The sequence below is a fragment of the Microbacterium sp. NPDC064978 genome, assembly GCF_044543605.1.
Taxonomy (GTDB): domain Bacteria; phylum Actinomycetota; class Actinomycetes; order Actinomycetales; family Microbacteriaceae; genus Microbacterium; species Microbacterium meiriae.
The window spans coordinates 439,161-459,820 of sequence record NZ_JBITWF010000003.1 but is presented as its reverse complement, the minus strand read 5'-3'; the positions used below and the strand labels follow the sequence as shown (position 1 = coordinate 459,820).

Annotated in this window: 18 protein-coding genes; 5 read left to right on the top strand and 13 right to left on the bottom strand. The window is 72.0% G+C overall.

Going from position 1 to position 20,660, the window contains the following annotated elements; genetic code table 11:
• Positions 1 to 20 precede the first annotated feature (20 nt).
• Together hrpA and ACIGJI_RS12350 are read left to right on the top strand one after the other, a co-directional pair.
• Entirely contained in the window at positions 21 to 4,031 is a 4,011-nt protein-coding gene (gene hrpA, locus ACIGJI_RS12355; RefSeq protein WP_363447088.1) for an ATP-dependent RNA helicase HrpA, read from the top strand.
• Between the two features lie 23 nt (positions 4,032 to 4,054).
• On the top strand, positions 4,055 to 4,999 hold the full coding sequence (locus ACIGJI_RS12350; protein ID WP_187662010.1) for an NADP-dependent oxidoreductase: 945 nt from the start codon (positions 4,055 to 4,057) through the stop codon (positions 4,997 to 4,999).
• Positions 5,000 to 5,078: 79 nt separating this feature from the next.
• Here ACIGJI_RS12350 and ACIGJI_RS12345 read toward each other — a convergent pair whose 3' ends face one another.
• Positions 5,079 to 5,582 (bottom strand): hypothetical protein, encoded by a 504-nt coding sequence (locus ACIGJI_RS12345; RefSeq protein ID WP_363447090.1) that lies wholly within the window; start codon positions 5,580 to 5,582, stop codon positions 5,079 to 5,081.
• Positions 5,583 to 5,594: 12 nt separating this feature from the next.
• Between ACIGJI_RS12345 and ACIGJI_RS12340 the strand changes: the two genes are divergently transcribed.
• Positions 5,595 to 5,699, top strand: coding sequence for a zinc-binding dehydrogenase (locus ACIGJI_RS12340; RefSeq protein WP_280565730.1), 105 nt, complete (start codon positions 5,595 to 5,597; stop codon positions 5,697 to 5,699).
• Between the two features lie 57 nt (positions 5,700 to 5,756).
• On the opposite strand, the gene ACIGJI_RS12335 is transcribed toward ACIGJI_RS12340, so the two are convergent.
• From ACIGJI_RS12335 to ACIGJI_RS12295, 9 genes are all read right to left on the bottom strand, one after another.
• Positions 5,757 to 6,323: a hypothetical protein gene (locus ACIGJI_RS12335; protein WP_363447092.1), complete on the bottom strand. Its 567-nt coding sequence runs from the start codon at positions 6,321 to 6,323 to the stop codon at positions 5,757 to 5,759.
• Between the two features lie 40 nt (positions 6,324 to 6,363).
• Positions 6,364 to 6,972, bottom strand: coding sequence for an alkylhydroperoxidase domain protein (locus tag ACIGJI_RS12330; RefSeq protein WP_363447094.1), 609 nt, complete (start codon positions 6,970 to 6,972; stop codon positions 6,364 to 6,366).
• Positions 6,969 to 7,634: a CMD domain protein gene (locus ACIGJI_RS12325; RefSeq protein ID WP_363447096.1), complete on the bottom strand. Its 666-nt coding sequence runs from the start codon at positions 7,632 to 7,634 to the stop codon at positions 6,969 to 6,971. The genes ACIGJI_RS12330 and ACIGJI_RS12325 overlap by 4 nt, the downstream gene beginning before the upstream one ends.
• Positions 7,631 to 8,701: a putative FMN-dependent luciferase-like monooxygenase gene (locus tag ACIGJI_RS12320; RefSeq protein WP_363447098.1), complete on the bottom strand. Its 1,071-nt coding sequence runs from the start codon at positions 8,699 to 8,701 to the stop codon at positions 7,631 to 7,633. Before ACIGJI_RS12320 ends, ACIGJI_RS12325 begins: the two co-directional genes overlap by 4 nt.
• Complete coding sequence (locus tag ACIGJI_RS12315) at positions 8,698 to 10,338, bottom strand: ABC transporter ATP-binding protein (protein ID WP_363447100.1); 1,641 nt, start codon at positions 10,336 to 10,338, stop codon at positions 8,698 to 8,700. Before ACIGJI_RS12315 ends, ACIGJI_RS12320 begins: the two co-directional genes overlap by 4 nt.
• Complete coding sequence (locus ACIGJI_RS12310; protein ID WP_187662015.1) at positions 10,335 to 11,228, bottom strand: ABC transporter permease; 894 nt, start codon at positions 11,226 to 11,228, stop codon at positions 10,335 to 10,337. The genes ACIGJI_RS12315 and ACIGJI_RS12310 overlap by 4 nt, the downstream gene beginning before the upstream one ends.
• Positions 11,225 to 12,205, bottom strand: coding sequence for an ABC transporter permease (locus ACIGJI_RS12305; RefSeq protein ID WP_363447103.1), 981 nt, complete (start codon positions 12,203 to 12,205; stop codon positions 11,225 to 11,227). Before ACIGJI_RS12305 ends, ACIGJI_RS12310 begins: the two co-directional genes overlap by 4 nt.
• A gap of 16 nt (positions 12,206 to 12,221) precedes the next feature.
• Positions 12,222 to 13,856, bottom strand: a complete 1,635-nt coding sequence (locus tag ACIGJI_RS12300; RefSeq protein ID WP_259951473.1) for a TIGR04028 family ABC transporter substrate-binding protein — start codon at positions 13,854 to 13,856, stop codon at positions 12,222 to 12,224.
• A 131-nt stretch (positions 13,857 to 13,987) separates the two neighbouring features.
• Positions 13,988 to 15,382, bottom strand: coding sequence for an NtaA/DmoA family FMN-dependent monooxygenase (locus ACIGJI_RS12295; RefSeq protein ID WP_363447106.1), 1,395 nt, complete (start codon positions 15,380 to 15,382; stop codon positions 13,988 to 13,990).
• A gap of 103 nt (positions 15,383 to 15,485) precedes the next feature.
• Between ACIGJI_RS12295 and ACIGJI_RS12290 the strand changes: the two genes are divergently transcribed.
• Positions 15,486 to 16,481 (top strand): Gfo/Idh/MocA family oxidoreductase, encoded by a 996-nt coding sequence (locus tag ACIGJI_RS12290; RefSeq protein ID WP_363447108.1) that lies wholly within the window; start codon positions 15,486 to 15,488, stop codon positions 16,479 to 16,481.
• Positions 16,474 to 17,454 (top strand): NYN domain-containing protein, encoded by a 981-nt coding sequence (locus tag ACIGJI_RS12285; protein WP_363447111.1) that lies wholly within the window; start codon positions 16,474 to 16,476, stop codon positions 17,452 to 17,454. The genes ACIGJI_RS12290 and ACIGJI_RS12285 overlap by 8 nt, the downstream gene beginning before the upstream one ends.
• Positions 17,455 to 17,479: 25 nt before the next feature.
• On the opposite strand, the gene ACIGJI_RS12280 is transcribed toward ACIGJI_RS12285, so the two are convergent.
• From ACIGJI_RS12280 to ACIGJI_RS12270, 3 genes are all read right to left on the bottom strand, one after another.
• Positions 17,480 to 18,487, bottom strand: a complete 1,008-nt coding sequence (locus ACIGJI_RS12280; protein ID WP_187662021.1) for a sugar phosphate isomerase/epimerase — start codon at positions 18,485 to 18,487, stop codon at positions 17,480 to 17,482.
• A gap of 40 nt (positions 18,488 to 18,527) precedes the next feature.
• Positions 18,528 to 19,379, bottom strand: a complete 852-nt coding sequence (locus ACIGJI_RS12275) for a sugar phosphate isomerase/epimerase family protein (protein ID WP_363447113.1) — start codon at positions 19,377 to 19,379, stop codon at positions 18,528 to 18,530.
• Between the two features lie 78 nt (positions 19,380 to 19,457).
• A complete protein-coding gene (locus ACIGJI_RS12270; RefSeq protein ID WP_396654946.1) occupies positions 19,458 to 20,654 on the bottom strand; it encodes a substrate-binding domain-containing protein in 1,197 nt (398 codons plus the stop codon).
• Positions 20,655 to 20,660 lie beyond the last annotated feature (6 nt).

The window sequence follows — 20,660 nt, the reverse complement described above, 5'->3', positions numbered from 1 at the left end:
CCGGCATACGATGGAGGGCTATGTCCTCCCCTGTGATCTCCTATCCCCCGGAGCTGCCCGTCAGCGCCGCCAGGGACGAGATCGCCGATGCCATCCGGGACCACCAGGTCGTCATCGTCGCCGGCGCGACCGGATCGGGGAAGACCACGCAGCTGCCGAAGATCGCGCTGGAACTGGGCCGCGAGCGCATCGCCCACACCCAGCCCCGGCGGCTGGCCGCCCGCACGATCGCGGAGCGCGTGGCCGAGGAGCTGCGGGTCGAGCTCGGCACGCTCGTCGGCTACAAGGTGCGCTTCACCGACAAGGTCTCCGACGAGACGCGCATCGCCCTGATGACCGACGGGATCCTCCTCAACGAGATCCACCGCGACCGCCTGCTGACGCGCTACGACACGATCATCATCGACGAGGCCCACGAGCGGTCCCTCAACGTCGACTTCCTGCTCGGCTACCTCGCCCGCATCCTCCCGGAGCGCCCGGACCTGAAGGTGGTCATCACCTCCGCCACGATCGATCCGGAGAGCTTCGCGCGGCACTTCGCCGCGGCCGACGGCACCCCCGCTCCGGTCATCGAGGTGTCGGGGCGCACCTATCCCGTCGAGATCCGCTATCGCCCGCTCGTCGACGAGGACGCGGAGCAGGACGCCGCCGGCGAGCCGGAGGACGAGGTGAGCGCGATCGTCACGGCGCTCCGCGAGCTCGACCGGGAGGCCCCGGGCGACGTGCTCGTGTTCCTGCCCGGCGAAGCGGAGATCCGGGACGCGGCTGACGCGGTGCGCGCCGCCTACGCCAAGGACCGTTCTCCCACCGAGGTCCTCCCCCTGTTCGGCCGGCTCTCCGCCGCGGAGCAGCACCGGGTGTTCGAGCGCAGCACCGTGGCCGGCGTCCGTCGCCGCGTGGTGCTCGCGACGAACGTGGCCGAGACGAGCCTCACGGTGCCCGGCATCAAGTACGTCATCGACACCGGGACGGCCCGCATCTCCCGGTACAGCAACCGCTCGAAGGTGCAGCGGCTCCCCATCGAGGCCATCTCGCAGGCCTCGGCGAACCAGCGCTCCGGTCGCGCCGGCCGCACGAGTGACGGCATCGCCATCCGCCTGTACTCCGAGGAGGACTACGCGCGGCGTCCCGAGTTCACCGAGCCCGAGATCCTGCGCACCTCGCTCGCCTCCGTCATCCTGCAGATGCTCGCGCTCGGCTTCGGCGACATCACCGCGTTCCCCTTCCTCACCCCGCCCGACTCCCGGGGCGTGAAGGCGGCGTTCGACCTGCTCACCGAGCTCGGCGCCCTTCGACAGGCTCAGGGACCGGACGACGGCCCCCGGCTCACCCGCATCGGGCGGGACATCGCCCGGATGCCGATGGACCCCCGGTTCGCGCGGATGCTCATCGAGGCCGGCCCTTCGACGGGCTCAGGGACCCAGCGGGGGTCAGGCCCTTCGACAGGCTCAGGGACCCAGCGGGGTGCGGGCCCTTCGACAGGCTCAGGGACCCAGGGGGCGGTGCTGCGGGACGTGCTCGCGATCGTCGCGGGGCTGTCCATCCAGGACGTGCGGGAGCGACCGGAGGAGCGGCGCGAGGAGGCCGACCGGCTGCACGCGCGCTTCGTGGACCCGACGAGCGACTTCCTCACCCTCCTGAACCTCTGGAACCACCTGCGCGAACAGCAGCGGGAGCTCGGCTCCAGCGCGTTCCGGCGCCTGTGCCGCAGCGAGCACCTCAACTACGTGCGGGTCCGCGAGTGGTTCGACGTGCATCGGCAGCTCCGGACGCTCGTCAAGAGCCCCGATCGCGGGGCGGAGCCGAGTGGCGCGGCCGATCCGGATGCCATCCACCGCGCGCTGCTGTCCGGCCTGCTGTCGCAGATCGGCGTCCTCGACGAGCGCACCGCCCCCGCGGGGAAGGCCCACTCTCCCGCGAAGGACGCCCGCCGCCGGATCACGGAGTACTGGGGCGCGCGGGGTATCCGGTTCTCGATCTTCCCGGGATCGGGGCTGCGCAAGAAGAGCCCCCGGGCGGTCATGGCGGCCGAGATCGTGGAGACCTCCCGCACCTTCGCCCGCACCGTCGCCGCCATCGACCCCGCCTGGGCCGAGCCCCTCGCCGGCGACCTCGCGAAGCGTCAGGTCACCGAGCCGCACTGGTCCAAGGACGCCGGAGCCGCGGTGGCGTTCGAGAAGGTCACGCTGTTCGGGGTCGAGATCATCCCGCGCCGGCGCGTGCAGTTCGCCCGCATCGACCGGGCCGCCTCGCGCGAGCTCTTCGTCCGTCATGCGCTCGTCGAGGGCGAGTGGGACCCGTCCCGGATCGACAAACGGGTCAGCGCGTTCTGGCGCAGCAACGCCGAGCTCCGCCGCCGCCTGGAGAAGCTCGAGGAGCGTGAGCGGCGCCGCGACATCCTGGCCGGCGACGAGGCCGTCTTCCGGTTCTACGACGAGCGCATCCCCGCCGAGGTGTTCGACGTGCGGTCGTTCGAGAAGTGGTGGCGCGAGGCGCTGACGACCACGCCGAAGCTGCTCGTGATGCGCGAAAGCGACCTCATCGACGACGAGGACCGCGCCGACCAGCGCGAGTTCCCGACCCGATGGACGCAAGGCGACCAGGTGCTCGGCCTCGCGTACCGGTTCGAGCCGGGTGCCCCCGATGACGGCGTGAGCGTCGTGCTGCCGCTACCGCTGCTCGCCCAGATCGAGGATCGCGGCTTCGACTGGCAGGTGCCGGGGCTCCGCGCCGAGCTCGTCACCGGACTCCTGCGCGCGCTGCCCAAGGCCATCCGCCGCCACGTCGTCCCCGCCGCTGACTGGGCGGAGAAGTTCGGGGCGGCGCTGGCCGACGAAGGTCCGGAGGTGCACGGCGGCCTCCCCCCGCGCACCCTCAAGGAAGCGCTCGCGCGGCTCGTGCAGCCGCTCGCGAACCAGGTGGTGACGGCCGCGGACTTCGATGACGAGCGGGTGCCGGCGCACCTGCGCATGAACTTCCGCGCCGTGGACGAGCGGGGACGGGTGGTCGGGTCAGGGCGCGATCTCCGGGCGCTGCAGGCCGAGCTCTCCGACCGCGCGCGCAGCAGCGTCGCCCGCTCCATCGCGCGCCCCGGGCGTGCGGAGGCACCGGGACCGCGCGGGGCGGAGCGCGTGGCCGCCGCTCCGGTCGAGCAGACCGGGCTGACGGCGTGGACGTTCGGCGACCTCCCGGCGGTCATCGACACGAAGGTCGCGGGCGGCGTCGTCCGCGGGTATCCGGCGATCGTCGATGCCGGCAAGAGCGTGTCGGTGCGGGTCGAGGCGACCCCGGACGCCGCGGCCGCCGCCACGCGCGACGGCGTGCTCCGTCTCGTGCTGCTCGCGGTGCCCTCGCCGTCCTCGTACGTGCAGCAGCACCTCACCAGCCAGGAGAAGCTCGCCCTCGCCGCCTCGCCCTATCCGTCGGCGGCCGCGCTCATCGAGGACTGCCGAGCCGCCGTCGCCCGTCGCGTGATCGACGCGTCGACCGGCGCCGACGGCCGCGACCGCGGCGTCGTGCGCACCGAGGCCGAGTTCGCCCGCGTGCGCGACGCCGTGTCCGCCGTGCTCGTCGACGAGCTCTTCGCCTGCGTCTCCCTCGTCGCCCGCATCCTCACGAAGGCGCGGGAGGTGGAGCGCGGCATCAAGTCCCAGAACTCGCTGGCGCTGCTCGGCCCCCTGAACGACATCCGCACCCAGCTCTCCGGACTGCTGCACCCCGGCTTCGTCGCGGCGGCGGGTGTCGACCGGCTCGCCCACTTCCCCCGGTACCTCGACGGCATGATCGACCGGTTGAAGACCTTGGCGAACGAGCCGGGCAAGGACCGCGCACGGATGACGGAGTTCGAGCGGATGGCGGTGCTGTTCGCGGACGCCGGCGGCACGATCCCCCTCGCGCCCGACGCTCCCCCCGCGATCGTCGAGGTGCGCTGGCTGCTGGAGGAGTACCGGGTCAGCGTCTTCGCTCAGCGTCTCGGCACCGCGCAGCCGGTGTCGCCGCAGCGGATCACCAAGGCGCTCGCGGGGAAGTGACCCCCGCCGGGTAGCCTGAGGGCATGGCCCGCGCGATCGTCTACACCGAGTTCGGATCCCCCGCTGTCCTCCACCTGATGGAGGTGCCTGACCCCGTGCCCGTCCGCGGCGAGGTGCTGGTGCGCATCGAGGCGGCCGGTGCCAACCCCATCGACGCGAAGCTCCGTGGCGGCAAGCGCCCGTCTGCGCCGATCACCGAACCGCGTCCGGTCGGATTCGACGGTGCCGGGGTGATCGAGGTGCTGGGCGAGGGCGTCGACGGGTTCGAGGTCGGCGACCGCGTCGCGATCCGCGACACGCTCGGGACCTACGCCTCCGCCCTCGCGGTCGAGGTCGACAAGCTCGTGAAGCTCCCGGACGCCGTCACCGCGGCCGAGGGTGCGGCGATCGGCATCCCGGCCGGCACCGCCTACCAGTCCCTCCGCTCGCTCGCCGTGACGGCCGACGACGTGCTCCTCGTGCACGCAGGATCCGGCTCGGTCGGCCAGGCCGCCGTGCAGTTCGCGGTCGCCTGGGGCGCGACGGTGATCGCCACCGCGAGCCCCGCCCGGCACGACCAGCTCCGCGAGCTCGGCGCGATCCCCGTGGCCTACGGCGACGGCCTGCTCGACCGCGTCCGCGCGGCGGCCCCCTCCCCCGTGACCGTCGTCCTGGACTGTGCGGGCACCGACGAGGCCATCGAGACCTCCCTCGCCCTGGTCGCGGACCGCGACCGCATCGCGACCATCGTCCGCGGTCCCGACGCCGCCGACTTCGGCATCCGGGCGTTCTCCGGCGGGTCCCCCGAGCCGCTCACGCCGCAGGAGCTGGAGTGGCGCGCCGAGGCGCTGCAGAAGACCGTGGACCTCCTGGCCGCGGGCGACTTCACCATCGAGCTCGGCCCGGAGCTGCCCCTCGCCGAGGCGGCACGGGCCCATGAACTCATGGAGACCGGCGCCGCCTCGGGGAAGATCATCCTCGTCCCCTGACCCCAACCCTGACAGCGTCGGGCGTCACCCCGCACGCGGCGTTCGGCGGGTTCTGCCGCGGCCAGGAGACACTGATCGGTCAGGCGGCTTTCGGCTTCCGGCGCGGTGGGAGGCGAAGATGCATGGTCGCGAACGCCAGCACAGCAAGGGATGGCGCGAAGAGTCGCGCGTCCGGTGCATAGCCGTCACTCACAGGCCATCCACTCTGGGCATAGCGAACCGGTCCTGCATCGCCGACGACGTAGGACAGAAGCATGCCGCCCGCAGCGATTCCGAACAAGGCGAAGAACCACCCCGCGTATCGAACCCACCACCGACGTGCCCTCGGCACGATACGCAGAGGCAGCCCGATCAGGAACGCCAGGATCGTAAGCGGAGTGGAGAGGACCGCGAATCCGACGATCTGCAAGCCCTCTGTGTACCCGGCCGCGGTGGTCGACCAGATCGCTATCGCGACATACGTGGTCAAGCCGGTGAGGAAGACTTGCGCCGCCAACAGGAGCCAATGCCGTTCGGTCTCGGCCGCGGCCACCTGGCGTGGTGAACCAGGCACCCCGGCGTCGAGCTGGTTCTGAGACGTCACATTCGGATCGTAGTGCTTCTGCTCGGAGCACCGGAGCTGCCCCTCGCCGAGGCGGCACGGGCCCATGAACTCATGGAGACCGGCGCCGCCTCGGGGAAGATCATCCTCGTCCCCTGAGAGATCAGGGTGGCACCGGAGCGGAGTTGCTGCGGCGACGGGCTCCGACCCGATCGCCTAGCCTCCGGGGCAGTCGCACTCACTGCCGCTGTAGCACTGGCACACCGAGTCAGGGTAGTCGGCCTTGGTGGCGGTGATTCTGACGTCGAGTTCTTCGAGCGGGACGACGTCCTCGATGCCGTCCAGTTCCGGGATGTCCGGGCAGTCCGCGGGGCCTGTCTCCACGATCTCTTCGCCTCGCGGAAAGGTCAGGGTGAAGCACACCGCCCCCTGGCGCTGCTCGTACCACCAGCCACCGCCCGTTTGCGCGCCACCGAGTGCGAGGAGTGTCAGGGTGGTGCTGTCGTCCCTCTTGTCGAGGTCGAGGAGCTTGCGGGGGTTGCCGTCGAGCTCGTCGGTTCCGTCTCGGAGGTCGGAGGCGAGGGAGAGTTCGGCGATGGTCACTTCCGGGTCCGTGACGATCTTGCCGCGGTGCTCCCACATGCTGTCCTGCGCGTCTTCGATGGAATCCGCGAGGCTCACCCGCACGAGGTTCTCGATGCTCGGCGCGCACCCGACGAACATTGCGGCCGCAGCGACGAAGCCGACGACAGGGAGGCTTCGGCGCCGCAGACGGCTTGTCATGATGCGACGGTAGCGCATCCGGCGACGACCTCCCTGTCGGTCAGGCGGGCGCGACGGGGCGGCCGAGCGAGAGCATCAGCCGGTTCGCCCAATTGAAGAAGGCCGCGCCGTGCACGACGTCCGCGATCTCGAGGTCGTCCAGTCCGGCCGCACGGAGGCGCGCGATGTGCGCGGGACCGAACGCGCGAGGCGTGTCGGCCAGCGCGACCGCTGCCGCGACGATCGCGTTCCAGCGCTCCCCGAGATCCGCGTCCACACCCTCGGCGAGCAGCGCGTCGACGTCCTTCGGCCGCTTGCTGTGGTGCGCCGCGAACCGGGAGTGCACGGAGGCGCAGAACACGCAGCCGTTGCGGCGCGAGGCGGCGGTGGCCGCCAGCTCCCGCTCCGCCCGTGGGAGGCCCTCCGCGGCGTTGTAGAAGATGTCCTTGTCGACGAGGGTGCGGGCGCGCAGCACCTCGGGGTCGCGGGCGAGCAGCCGGAAGTACTCGTTCTTCGCCCGGGCGGCGTCGACGAGGCCGTCGAGGTGCCGCGGGGTCAGATCCTCCTCCGCCAGGGGCGCGAGGTGCGGCGTCCAGCCGACCTCGGCGCGGGTGAAGGCGTGCGGATAGGGGGCGGCGTCGTGGCGGAGCACGGTGTCGGCGGCGGTCATGCGGCCTCCTCGTCGGTGTCGGTGTCGGTGTCGGTGTCGGTGTCGGTGTCGGTGGCGGTCGCTGTGTCGGCGGCGGTGAGTCCGGCCTCCTGAAGCACGCGGAGGCCGGTGACGACCCGCTGCTGGAAGGCGAGAAAGGACACGAGCTGCGACAGCGTCACGATGCCGTCCGTCGACCAGCCGGCGTCGTGCAGGCGGCCGAGGTCGGCACCGGATGCCTCGCGGGGGCGGAACACCAGCAGGTGCGTGTGCGCGAGAGCGGTCGCGAGACGCTCCCCCAAGGCCGCCGATGCCGCTTCATCCGGGAGGTAGCGAGTGCCGTCGGTACTCTCGGCCTCCAGCCCGCGCTCGGTGTAGGCGCCGAATGGTCCCGTGGTCGCGGCGGCTCCGGCCTCCCGGGCGACGATCGCGGCGCGCTCCGGGTCGATCTCGCGGGCCCTCCGGGCGTAGAACGCCGCCGTCGGGTCGTCGGCACCGGCGAGCGCCGTCGCGAACGCCGCGATGAGCGCGCGCTCTGCGAGAGACACATGCTCCGCGGCGACCGGGTGGAAGAGCGCGTCGAAGCTCGCCTGGAGCTGCGCCCTGGTCACGGGGCGGCGGCGCCGCAGCGCATCCAGCTCCGGCGTCACCCCCGTCAGCTGGTCGACGATGTCGGCGGTCATGCGTTCTCCTTCACGGTGGGGGTGTTCTCGGGCGTGTGGGTGGTCTCGGGATCCGGCGGCGTGAGCGCGTAGCCGAGGGCCGGGGCGACCTCCGTCGCGAACAGCTCGATCGAGCGCAGGACGTGGGCGTGCGGCGCGTCGACCGAGTGCACCTGGAACGCCACCTCGGTCGCGCGGTGCAACGTGGTGTCGGCGGCGAGCGAGGCTGCGACCTCCTCGGGGGTGCCGAGATGCGTGTCGAGAGCGGCGATGAGGTCGTCGATGCCGTCGCCGGGGATCGTCTGGCCCTGCCGCCGGAAGCCCTCGGCCGCCCGCCGTAGACCGACCTCGGCGAACCGGAGCGCCTCGGCGCGGTCGTCCGCCACGAACACGGTGCGGGAGGCGGTGATCCGCGGGGCCGCGCCGGCGGGGAGCGCGTCGAGGTACGCGTCGATGATCGGGTCCTGCAGGGCGGACAGCGGTGCGTGCAGACGGTCGCCGGGGCGGGGCTGCGTGCGGGACAGCAGCAGTCCATGACCGTGGACGCCTGCTCGATGACCGCCAGGTGCCGAGAACGTCGCCTGCCAGATCCGCGCGGCCAGCGACCCCGCGTCCGGATACAGCGTGTTCCCCGCACCGACGTCGCGGCCCTGGAGAGCGTCGAGCAGCACGCCCAGCTTGCGGTCGTAGGTGGGCCCCTTGTCGCGCACGTCCTCCCCGAAGGGCGTGAAGGACGACGGGGTGCCGCCGCTGCCGAGCCCGAGGTCGATCCGCCCGTCCGCGAGCAGGTCGGCCACCACGGCGTCCTCGGCCACCCGTACCGGGTCTTCGAGGGGCAGCGTGATGATCCCGGTGCCGAGCCGGATCCCCGAGGTGCGTGCCGCGGCATGGGCGAGGAAGACGAGCGGCGAGGGCAGCCCGCCTTCCGCCGCCCGGAAATGATGCTGCGCCACCCACGCCCTCCCCACGCCGTGCCGTTCGGCGTGCTGGATCTGCGCCAGGGCGAGGCGGTAGCGGTCGTCCGGGGATGCGTCGTCGAGGAGCCGGGTGAAGAACGCGACGGTGGGGCGAGGGGCGGTGGCGCTCATGCGATGATCTCCGTTCGACCGGGAACCGCGGCCAGCAGCTCCCGGGTGTTCTCGTGCTGCGGGTCGTGGAACAGCTCTTCGGTCGGCCCGTCCTCCACCACGCGCCCGCGGTGCATGACAGAGACGGTGTGGCTGATGCGACGCACCACCGCGAGGTCATGCGAGATGAAGAGGTAGGTGAGTCCGAGCTCGGCCTGGAGCGCGGAGAGCAGTTCGAGGATGCGCGCCTGCACCGTCACATCGAGCGCCGACACCGCCTCGTCGAGCACGAGGATCTCGGGGTCGACGGCGAGCGCCCGAGCGATCGCGACCCGCTGGCGCTGCCCGCCGGACAGCTCGCTCGGCGTGCGGCCGGCCGCATCCGCCGGCAGCGCCACGCGCTCGAGCAGGGCGACCGCACGTTCCCGACGCTCGGACCGGCCGCCGATGCGGAAGTTGTGCAGCGGCTCGGCCACGATGTCGGCGATCTGCTGCCGCGGATCCAGGGAGGCGAAGGGGTTCTGGTACACGAGCTGGATCCGTCGGCGCAGCGCACGCAGTCGCGCCCCCTCGACGGCCGTCGCGTCTTCCCCCGCGAGCTCCACGGTCCCGGCATCCGGACGGAGGAAGCGCGTGACCAGTCGCGCGGTCGTGGACTTGCCCGATCCGGACTCGCCGACCAGCGCATGGGTCGTGCCGCGGCGCACCCGGAAGGAGACGTCGTCGACCGCCCGGAAGCGCTCACGACCCGCGACCCGGAACTCCTTCACGAGGCCGGCGGCCACGATCTCGTACGGCTTCTCGGCGGCCACCGCCGCGGCATCCCGGAGGAACGGCGGCGCGTCCGGACGCCGGAAGCCGGTCGTGAAGGCGGGCGCGTCGGCGAGCAGCTGCCTCGTGTACGGGTCTTCCGGCTCCGCGAGCACCTGCGCACTCGGCCCCTGCTCCACGATCCGGCCGTCCTTCAGCACCGCGATCCGCGCCGCCCGGTCCGCGGCGACGCCGAGGTCGTGCGTCACGAGCAGGATGCTCGTGCCGTCCTCGAGCTGCAGCTCGTCCAGCAGGTCAAGTACGCGGCGCTGCACCGTGGCGTCGAGGGCGCTGGTGGGCTCGTCCGCTATGAGCAGCCGAGGGCGGAGGGCGATCGCGGCGGCGATGAGAACCCGCTGTCGCATGCCGCCGGACAGCTCGTGCGGATACTGTCGGGCGCGCAGATCGGGATCGTCCAGCCCGACGCGGTCGAGCAGCTCGAGCACGCGGGCGTTCCGGGAACGCCGGTCGCGATGCCCGTGCAGACGCAGCACCTCGGCGACCTGCACGCCGACGGGGCGCACCGGGTCGAGCGACGTCGTCGGATCCTGCGGGACCAGCCCGATCTCCGAGCCGCGGATGCCGCGGAACGCCCGATCCGACCATCCGGAGATGTCGAGGTCCCCGAGCCGGACGCGCCCGCCCTCGACCCGTCCGCCCTCCGGCAGCAGGCCGAGGAGGGCGTGCGCCGTGGTGGACTTGCCGGAGCCCGACTCGCCGACGAGGGCGAGGGTCTCCCCCTCCGCGATGGCGAAGGAGAGGCCGTGCACGACCTCGCGGCCGGCGTACGAGACCCGCAGGTCCGTCGCGGCGAGGACGGGGGTTGCTGAGGACGGGGGCGCGGTCATCGCGAGCTCCTTCCGAGCCGATGGCTGATGCGGTTGGCGCTGAGCACGACGGCGACCACCACGAGGCCGGGGAGCGCCGTGAGCCACCAGGCGGTCGCGATGTAGTTGCGCCCCTCGGCGATCAGCAGCCCCCACTCGGGGGTGGGCGGCGGGGCCCCGTAGCCGAGGAAGCCGAGGGTGGAGATGGCGAGGATGGCCGTGCCGAACTGCAGCGCGGCGAGCGCGATGATCGGGGTGAGGGCGTTCGGGAGCACATGCCGGCGGAGCACGGCGACGAAGGTGCCGCCGCTGCCGTACGCCGCCTCGACGTACTCGGTGCGGCGCACCCGCGCCACCTCGGCGCGCATGAGCCGGGCGAAGGCGGCGACGCTGCCGAGTCCCACGGCGATCGCCGCGTTCACCGTTCCGAAGCCGAGCAGGATGATGACGGAGAGCGACAGCAGCAGCCCGGGGATGGCCAGCAGCACGTCGACGATCCGCATCAGCACGTCGTCCACGACACCGCCGGTCGCGCCGGCGACGGCTCCGAGGAGCGTGCCGAGCGCGAGGCCGACCGTCACGGCGATGAGCGCGCCCGACAGGGAGTGCACCGCGCCGTGCACGACCCGGCCGAAGAGGTCGCGGCCGAGGGCGTCGGTCCCGAACCAGTGCGCGGCGCTCGGCGGCAGGAGCTTGTCGGCGGGCACGCCGGTCAGCGGATCGCCCGGCGCGAAGACCCCCGGGATCACCGCCCACAGCACCGCCACGACGACGACAGCGAACGCGAGGTACAGCCCCCAGGCGCGCGACCGCCGTCGCGGAAGGGATGCGGAGACGGGCGCCGGGGCGGACGGCGCGGGCGGGGCACTCGACGTCTCGACCGACGTCTCGACGATGACGGGAGCGGTCATGCGGGCACCTCCTGGGCGGCGGGACGGACGGGGCGCGACCGGGCGGCGCGGGCCGCCCGCCGCTGCCGCGGGTCGATCAGGGGCGTGGCGAGGTCGACGGCGAAGCTGATCACCACGAACCCCAGGGCCGACAGGAGCACCACTCCCTGCAGCACCGGGATGTCCTGGTTCGCGACGGCCTGCTCCGTGAGGCGTCCGATGCCGGTGCGGCCGAAGACGGTCTCGGTGACCACCGCTCCTCCGACGAGCTCTCCGAACAGCACCCCCGCGATGGTGAGGGTCGGGACGGCGGCGTTGCGCGCGACCGACCGCGTGAGCACCCACGCCGGCGGCGCGCCCTTCGCCCGCACCACGGTCACGAACGGCTGCGCCTGCACGCGGTCAATGGATCGGACCAGGACCTGGGCGAGGGGCGCCGAGATCGGCACGGCGAGCGTGAGGACGGGGAGGATCAGGCCGCTGACCGGATCGGCCCCCACGATCGGCACCCATCCGAGCCCGAACGAGAACACCTGGATGAGCAGGATCCCGAGCCAGAACACAGGGACCGCCACGAACAGTCCCGGCACCTGCCGCAGACCGTCCCGCAGCCAGGGGAAGGGCGCGAGCGAGGAGAGCACCGCGATCAGCACCGCGAGCAGGACGGCGACCAGGAGCCCGAGCGCCGCGAGCAGCAGCGTGGCGGGCAGTGCTTCAGCGAGCATCGTCCGGACCGGGGTGCCGTACTGGGTCGAGTAGCCGAAGTCGCCGGCGAGGAAGCCGAGCCCCGCGTGCAGATACTGCTCCCCCCACGGCACGTCGGCGCCGTAGGTCGCGCGGATGTCGTCGAGCTGCTCCGGCGAGAGCCCCAGGCTCGGGTCGGAGAACTTGATGAGGATGGCGTCTCCCGGCAGCAGCTGCAGCAGGAAGAACGTGGCCGTGAAGGCCGCGATCAGCACGATCGCGGCCTGCCCGGCCCGTCGGAGGACGAAGGTCATGGGGTCACCGTGGTCCTCAGTGCTCCGCGAGCCACACGCCGGAGAACGTGGGGCGGCCGACCGACTCGAACGCGACGCCGTGCACGTACGTCGCCGCGCCGTAGACCTGCGGCTCCTCGAAGAGCGGGATCACGTACGCCTGCTCCGCGATGTAGTCCTGCACGGCCTGGGAGGCGGCCACCCGCTTCTCGGCATCCGGCTCGGAGGCGACGGCGAGGAGCAGCTCGTCGAGCGTCGCGTCCTGCGAGATCAGCACGTCGCGGTTCTTCGTGAAGTACTGGCTCTTGATCACGTCGAGATCCGCACGGCCGACCATCGAGTGGTAGAACCCCGTCTTCAGGGGATCACGCGTGTCCTCCGCGTAGCTGCCCGCGTCGCCGGGCTTGACGGTGAGCTCGACGCCGACCGCCGCGAGTTGCTGCGCCACGAGCTCCAGGGTCTGCTTCGACAGCGGCTGCGGCTTGGCCTCGTAGACCGTGATGGACAACCGCTCGCCGTCCTTCTCGCGAATGCCGTCGGCGCCGGGCTTCCAGCCCGCCTCGTCGAGCAGCGCCTCCGCCTTCTCCGGGTCGTGGGCGTAGTGCGCGGACTCGTCCTTGTATCCCGCTGCCTGGGAGGACAGCACCGACGTGGCCACCGGGTAGTTCTCGGTGAACAGGGTGTCGACGACCTCCTGCGCGTCGACCGCGGCGATGATCGCCTGACGCACGCGGATGTCGGACAGCAGCGGGTTCTCCGGGCGGAGGGCGATCGAGTTGTTCACGCCGCGGGTCTGCGGCGCGTACAGCGTGAAGCCGGCCCCCTCCACGCGGTCCTCGTCGAACGCCTGGACGTAGCGGACGTAGTCGGCTTGGCCCGCGAGCAGCGACCCGATGCGGACGGAGTCCTCGGGGGTCACCAGCACGTGCACGGCGTCGAGGTAGGGACGACCGTCGTTCTCGGCGCTGTCCGGGCCCCAGTCGTAGTCGTCGCGGGCGGTGAGGGTGTACTCGGTTCCGAGCTTCTCGTCGGTGACGGTGAAGGGACCGGAGCCGATGATCTCCTCCGCGTTGCCGGCGCCGAAATCCTCGATCGTGCCGTCCAGCGTCTCCGGGGACAGCAGCCCCGAGTTGATGGTCGACGTCGCCTGCAGGAAGCCGGGCGACGGCGCGCTGAAGCGGAACGTCACGGTGTCCTCGTCCACCACCTCGCTGCCGGCGTAGTTGTTGATGGCCTCGGAGACGGTGAGACCGCGTTCGGCGTCCCCCAGCCCGTAGGTGTCGAAGTTCTTCGCGACGGCGGCGGCGTCCACGGGCGTGCCGTCCGAGAACGTCACGTCCGGATTGAGGTCGAAGGTGTACTCCGTGGCGTCGTCGTTCACGGTCCACTCCGCGGCGATCCACGGCTCGATCTCGAGCGTCTCCGGATTCTGCCAGGTGAGCCGGGCGGCGATGTTGTTGACGATGCCGCCGTTCGGGTAGAAGCCGGCCTGCGGCGGGTACAGGTTCGTGTAGGCCTGGTGCTCGAGGTAGGTCAGTGTGCCGCCGGAGACCGGGTCCCCCGCGTCGGCCGGAGTGTTCCCCGGGGCGGGCGAGGTGGCGCAGGCGGCGAGGCTGCCGGCCAGGACGAGCGGGACCGCGACGGCGGCGGTGCGGATGAGGCGGCGGTTCATGCGGGGGACTCCTCGGATTCGGAAGACAGGGTCTCGGATGCGGAGGGGGTGCAGGTGGTGTTCACGGTAGGAAGCGGCAGGGCACGGGGGCGAGGCGGCGGACTCCGGGTGTCGCGAGACGACACCCGTGGTCACGCGCCGACACGCGACGTCACACGGAGGCGGTCGCGCAGCGTCTCACGCCGGCCGTCCTGGCCGGCCTCCTCCGCCGCGCGGAGCAGGCCACGGCGGCGGAGCTCGGGGGCCGCGAGGCGGGTGAAGGCCTCGAACTGCGCGGGTTGGAATGCCGAGAGGACGTTGAAGCCGTCGGCGGCGCCCACGTCGCGCCAGCTCTCGAAGTGGTCGGCGATCGTGCCGGCATCGCCGACCACGAAGGCCGCGGGGACGGCGTGCGCGGCGACGAGATGCCGCCAGGTCACTGCCGCCTCCGCCCCGACCGCGAGCCCGGCGATCCGCGCGAGTCGCTCGACGAGCGCGGCACCCCGCTCCCCCAGCCGGAGCGCCTCGGCGGCCGTCACCGGGGCGTCGAAGGCGGCGGCACGCAGCGGGTCGTCGGCGGCCACCTCCAGTGCGTCGGCGAGGGAGTCCACCGTGCGGTTCGGCGGGAACGCGACGCGATCGGGCTGCACCCCCTCAGCGAGCGGCACGAGCTTCAGCAGCCGCCGGACGATCCGGTGCGCCCCGGCGTCCGAGTCCGCGACGACGGGCAGCACCGGGGCGATGACCTTCAGCTCCTCCGCCGGGCGCCCCGCGTCCGCGGCGATGTCCTTCAGCCGCCGCCGCGTGGTCACGGCATCGGCGAGGGTGGGCGCGGCGATGAGCGCGAGATCGGCGGCGGTCGCGGCGAGCGCCCGCGACCGCGGCGAGGTCCCCGCGTGCACGATCGGGATGCGCCCCTGCGGCGGACGCGCGACATTGAGCGGACCGGCGACCCGCACATGTGCGCCCGTGACCTCGGCCGCGCGCAGCCCCTCGGGGTCGATGAGCACGCCGCGCTCGGCGTCCGCGATCCAGGCGTCCTCGTCCCACGAGTCCCAGAGCCGGCGCAGAGCGACGACGAACTCCTCGGCCCGGTCGTAGCGGGTCTCGGTGTCGGCGTGGGCGTCACGGCCGTGGTTGCCCGCGGCACGCGGCTCGGCGCCGGTGACGAGGTTGATCCCGGCCCGGCCGTGGGTGAGGACGTCGAGGGAGGCCAGCGCCCGCGCCGTGGCGTACGGATCGGCATAGGTGGTGTTGACCGTCGCGATGAGACCGATCCGCGAGGTCACCCCGGCGAGGAACAGCACCGCGCTCAGCGGGTCGATGCGGGCGAGCAGGTAGGGGTCGCGGAACTCCAGGTCGGGTCCGGTCGCCAGCCAGTCGCCGAAGAAGAGGTAGTCCAGACCCGCGTCCTCCCCCTCCCGCGCGATGCGGCGCAGGATGTCCGCGTCCTCCGCGGGGTCGCGGTGGGCTCCGGGATACCGCCAGCCGGAGGGGTAGGCGCCGAGGGTGCGCACCATGGCGCCGATCACGAGGGGTTCCGTCATGCCGACACGGTAGGAGCGCCGCCTCCATCCCGGCCACGGGGAGGAAGCCGGAGGTCACCGGATGTCACAGACGGTCACACGCGCCACCCTCTACGCTGAGAGGATGACTGGACTTCGTTGGGGAATCCTCGCGACCGGCGGCATCGCCGGCGCCTTCGCATCCGATCTGCGCACGGCCGGCCTCGACCTCGTCGCCGTGGGCTCACGCTCGCAGGAGTCGGCCGATGCCTTCGCCGCGCGCTTCGACATCGCGCACGCGCATCCGTCATACGAGGCGCTGGTCTCCGATCCCGACGTCGACATCATCTACGTCTCCACCCCGCACCCGATGCACCACGAGAACGCCCGGCTCGCCCTGGAGCACGGGAAGCACGTCCTCGTCGAGAAGGCGTTCACGCTCGACCACGCCCAGGCCGCGGACCTCCAGCGGCTCGCCGCCGAGCGCGGGCTGCTCGTCATGGAGGCGATGTGGACCCGGTACCTGCCGCACATGGTCCGCATCCGCGAGCTCCTCGCCGATGGCGCCCTGGGCGAGATCCGCACCGTGACCGCCGACCACACGCAGCAGCTGCCCTCCGACCCGACCCACCGTCTCAACGCCCTCGAACTGGGCGGCGGGGCGCTGCTCGACCTGGGGATCTACCCGATCTCCTTCGTCTGGGATGTCCTCGGGGCACCGACCACCATCCGCGCGGTGGGGCGTCTGGTCGAGACCGGAGCCGATTCCGAGGTCGCCACCGTCATGATCCACGAGAGCGGGGCGATCTCCACGACGCTCTCCTCCTCGCGCGGCGCCGGCCCCAACGCCGCGAGCATCGTCGGCACCGAGGCCCGCATCGACATCGACCGGGTCTGGTACGCCCCTACCTCGTTCCGTCTCGTGCTGCCGGACGGCACGGTGCAGGAGGAGTACGTCTCGTCCGTCGAGGGTCGCGGCATGCAGTACCAGGCGTTCGCGGCCGAGCGCCTCGTCCGCGACGGTCTCCTCGAGGGCGACGTCCTCCCCATCGCGGAGAGCGTCGCCATCATGGGTGCCCTGGACGAGATCCGCGCGCAGATCGGCGTGCGCTACCCCGGCGAGGAGGACGACCGTGGCTGAGACGACCGACGCCCGCGTGGCGGTGTACCTGGACTTCGACAACATCGTCATCTCCTGGTACGACCGGGTCCACGGCCGCAACTCCTACGGCAAGGACCGCCAGCGCATCACGGAGAACCCGAACGACCCCGAGGTCGCCGAGCGGCTGAACCGGGCCATGATCGAGGTCGGCGCGATCATCGACTACGCGGCGTCCTTCGGCACGCTCGTGCTGACGAGGGCGTACGCGGACTGGTCGTCGCCGGTCAACGCCGAGTACCGGTCGCAGCTCGTGGCGCGCGCGGTGGACCTCGTCCAGCTCTTCCCCGCCGCGGCGTACGCGAAGAACGGCGCGGACATCCGGTTGGCGGTCGATGCGGTCGAGGACATGTTCCGTCTTCCGGACCTGACCCATGTGGTCATCGTGGCCGGCGACAGCGACTACGTGCCGCTCGCCCAGCGCTGCAAGCGCCTCGGCCGGTACGTGATCGGGGTGGGCGTGGCCGGGTCGACGGCGAAGTCGCTCGCCGCGGCCTGCGACGAGTTCGAGTCGTACGACTCGCTTCCGGGCGTGGCGCGTCCGGCGAAGGCGGCACAGCCCGCCGTCGCTCCGGTGGTCGAGGCCCCAGCGGAGCCGTCCGCCCCGGCCGCCGCGGACGCGGGTACCCCGAAGCCCAAGACCGCGTCGAAGTCCCGGGCGAAGGCCAAGGCCAAGGCCACTGCCGAGGAGCCCAAAGTCGAGGAGAAGATCGACGACCAGGGCGAGGCCACGCGGCTCCTGGAGCGCGCCCTGCGCCTCGGCCACGACAAGGCGGATGCCGACGAGTGGCTGCACAGCTCGGCCGTGAAGACGCACATGCGCCGCATGGACCCGTCGTTCAGCGAGAAGGCACTCGGCTATCGCTCCTTCTCCGACTTCCTCAAGTCGCGTGACGACATCGCCGAGCTCGAGGAGACCGGGCACGAGCGCCTGGTCCGCCTGCGGGAGCCCTGAGCACGGCCGGTCGCCCGCCGTCCCGTCACTGGTGGCGGAACGCGGCGTCGAAGGCGGCCGCGGGCTGCGGCCACAGCAGGGAGCGCACGAAACCGAGCGCCTCGGGGGCGCCGTGCAGGCGGTCCATGCCGGCGTCCTCCCACTCGATCGAGATCGGGCCGTCGTAGCCGATCGCATCGAGCGCGCGGAACGCGTCCTCCCAGGGCACGTCGCCGTGGCCCGTCGAGACGAAGTCCCAGCCGCGCCGGGGGTCGCCCCACGGCAGATGCGAGCCGAGCACCCCGGCACGGCCGTTCCTCGGTCGCAGGCGGGTGTCCTTGCAGTCGACGTGGTAGATCCGGTCGGCGAAGTCGACGATGAAGCCGACGGGATCGATGTTCTGCCACATCATGTGCGAGGGGTCCCAGTTGAAGCCGAAAGCGTCGCGGTGGTCGATCGCGTCGAGGGCGCGGACGCTCGACCAGTAGTCGTACGCGATCTCCCCTGGATGCACCTCGTGGGCGAAGCGCACGCCCTCGCCGTCGAACACGTCGAGGATCGGATTCCATCGGTCAGCGAAGTCCTGGAACCCCTGGGCGATCACCGTCTCCGGCACCGGCGGGAACATCGCGACGTAGGGCCAGATCGACGACCCGGTGAAGCCGACGACGGTGTCGACGCCGAGCTTCCTGGCCACCCTGGCCGCACGCGTCATGTCCTCCGCCGCCCGCTGCCGCACACCCTCGGCCGCGCCGTCGCCCCAGACGTACGGGCGCAGAATGCCCTGGTGCCGGAAGTCGATCGGGTCGTCGCACACCGCCTGCCCGGCGAGGTGGTTGGAGATCGCGAACACCCGCAGTCCGTGCCGGTCGAGGATCTCGCGGCGGGAGGCGACGTAGGCATCGTCCTCATCGGCCCGGCGGAGGTCGAGGTGGTCGCCGGACGCGGCGATCTCCAGCCCGTCGTAGCCCCACTGCGCGGCGAGGCGGGCCACCTCCTCGAACGGCAGGTCGGCCCACTGGCCGGTGAACAGGGTGACCGGGTGACTGCTCATGGATACTCCTTCGTATCGCGGGTGCTCGTATCGCGGGGGTTCAGGCGCCGAGGGCGCGCAGGTGGGCGATGCTGCGGGCGGCGAGATCGTCCTGGCTGGCCGCGAGCGGTCGCCACACCGAGGCCGCGACCGCGATCGTCGCGTTCTCGCCCGTGAAGCTCTCCAGCCCCAGCACGCCGCGGTAGCCGGCGTCGTCGAGCGCGCGGAGCATCTCCGGCCAGTCGGTGTGGTCGTCGCCCACGGCACCGCGGTCGCTGCCGCACACCTGCACGTGCGCGATGGCGGCGCCCGCCGCCCGGACCGCGTCGGCGGGACACTTCTCCTCGATGTTGAGGTGGTAGGTGTCGAGGGCCAGCCCCACCCCGGCACCGAGCAGCGGCGCCAGCGCATCGAGGCTCTGCGCCACGGTGTTCAGCACGCTGGTCTCGTAGCGGTTGAGCGGCTCGACGGCCAGCGTCACGCCGATCGCGGCGGCCTCGCGAGCGAGGGGGGCGAGGTTGTCCCTGAGCTCGCCGACGACCTCCGCCCGCTGCGTCTCGTCCATGCGCCAGGTGACGCCGGTCGGGGCGTAGAACGGCCCGGCGACGACCGCGGCCCCGAGGACGGCCGCGGCGTCCAGGCAGGCGCGGAGGTAGTCCTGCGTGGCGGCGACGTCTCCGGCGCGCGCGAGCAGCGAGCGCCCGGGTCCCATCGCCCCGACCACGACCGCGCCCATGCCGAGGCCGTCCAGCACGGCCCGGGCCCGGAGCGGGTCCCAGTCACCGATGCTCTCCAGCGGCAGCTCCAGGGCGTCGTAGCCCATCCGGGCGGCCGTGCGGGCGAACGGCTCCAGGGTGTCGTCCGTCAGCGGAGACGTCCAGACCCAGGTGTTGACGGCGATCGTGCGGGGCATCGTTGTCCTTCTGATCGTGCGGGTGCTCCCACCCTCCCACTCGCCTCAGGCGGAGCGGAAGGGCGGGAGCACACGGGGTCACGGGATCTGGCGCTCCTGCCAGACCGTCGGGTAGCCGGGAAGGTCCTCTCCGCCGAACTTGGCGTAGTGGCCGTCGGGCATGCCGTCGTTCGCCGTGAGGTAGTCGTCCAGCTCGGCCTCGGTGATCGGCTTCTGCGGAAGCACCCACTCCTTCGGCACCTCTTCGCCCGCGAAGATCATCTGCGCCGCGAGCAGAGGGGTGCGCCACTGGAAGTTCGAGTACACCGGGGCGAGGCCGGTGAGGCCCGTGTCCTTCCACTTGCGCAGGAAGCTCATCTCGTCCTCGCCGGTCATCACCGGGTAGTCGGCCCCGGCATCCTCGAAGGCCTCGATGGCGGCGACGGCGCCGTCACCGGCGTCCATCCAGATGCCCTGCACGTCGCCCTTGGCGAGCTCGTCGCTGATGATGCTCTTGATCTCGGCGGGGTCCGCTCCGGTGAAGTGGTCCACGGCCTCGATCCCGGCCTCCTCGAACAGCTTCTCGGCTCCGGCCCAGCGGTGCTCCAGCACGTCGACACCGGGGAGGATCCGGAGAGCCACGACCTTGTCGCCCTCTTCGAGGTTGTCGATGAGGAACTCCGCGGTGTCGATGCCCCAGGCGAAGCCGCCGATCGGGTGGATGAACGTGACAGGGCAGTCGGTGTTCACGCCGCGGTCGAACACGACCACCGGCTTGCCCGTCTCGCACGCCCGCTCGACCGCGGGGGTCATCGCCGCCGTGCTGTTCGGGGAGATGAGGAAGACGTCGCACTCGCCTTCGGAGATGAAGTAGTCGATGTCGGCGATCTGGGTGTCGTCGGAGTCCTGCGCGTCGCGGGTCTCCATCTCGCTGATCGCGCCCGACTCCTGCAGCACCTTCAGCTGCTCGTTCATCGTGATCCAGCCCGTCTGCCGCCACGGGTTCGAGATCGAGGCGTTCGCGAAGCAGGCCTTCTTGGCGCCGGTGCTGGCGAACTCCGACGTGTCGACCATCTCGGCGTTGATGTGCTGCAGGTAGGGCTGGTCGGCGGGGCCCTGGGGGTCGACGCCGCGCTCCTCGTCCTGCTTGTCGAAGAGCTCCTGGTCGAACCACTCGGTGGTCTCGGCCGACTCCTCGGGGTTCTCCGACTCCGCTGGCGCCACGGACGGGTCGGTCGTGCACCCGGCGAGCGCGATGAGGCCGAAGAGGGCCACCCCTGTGGTGGCGATCTTCATCGATCG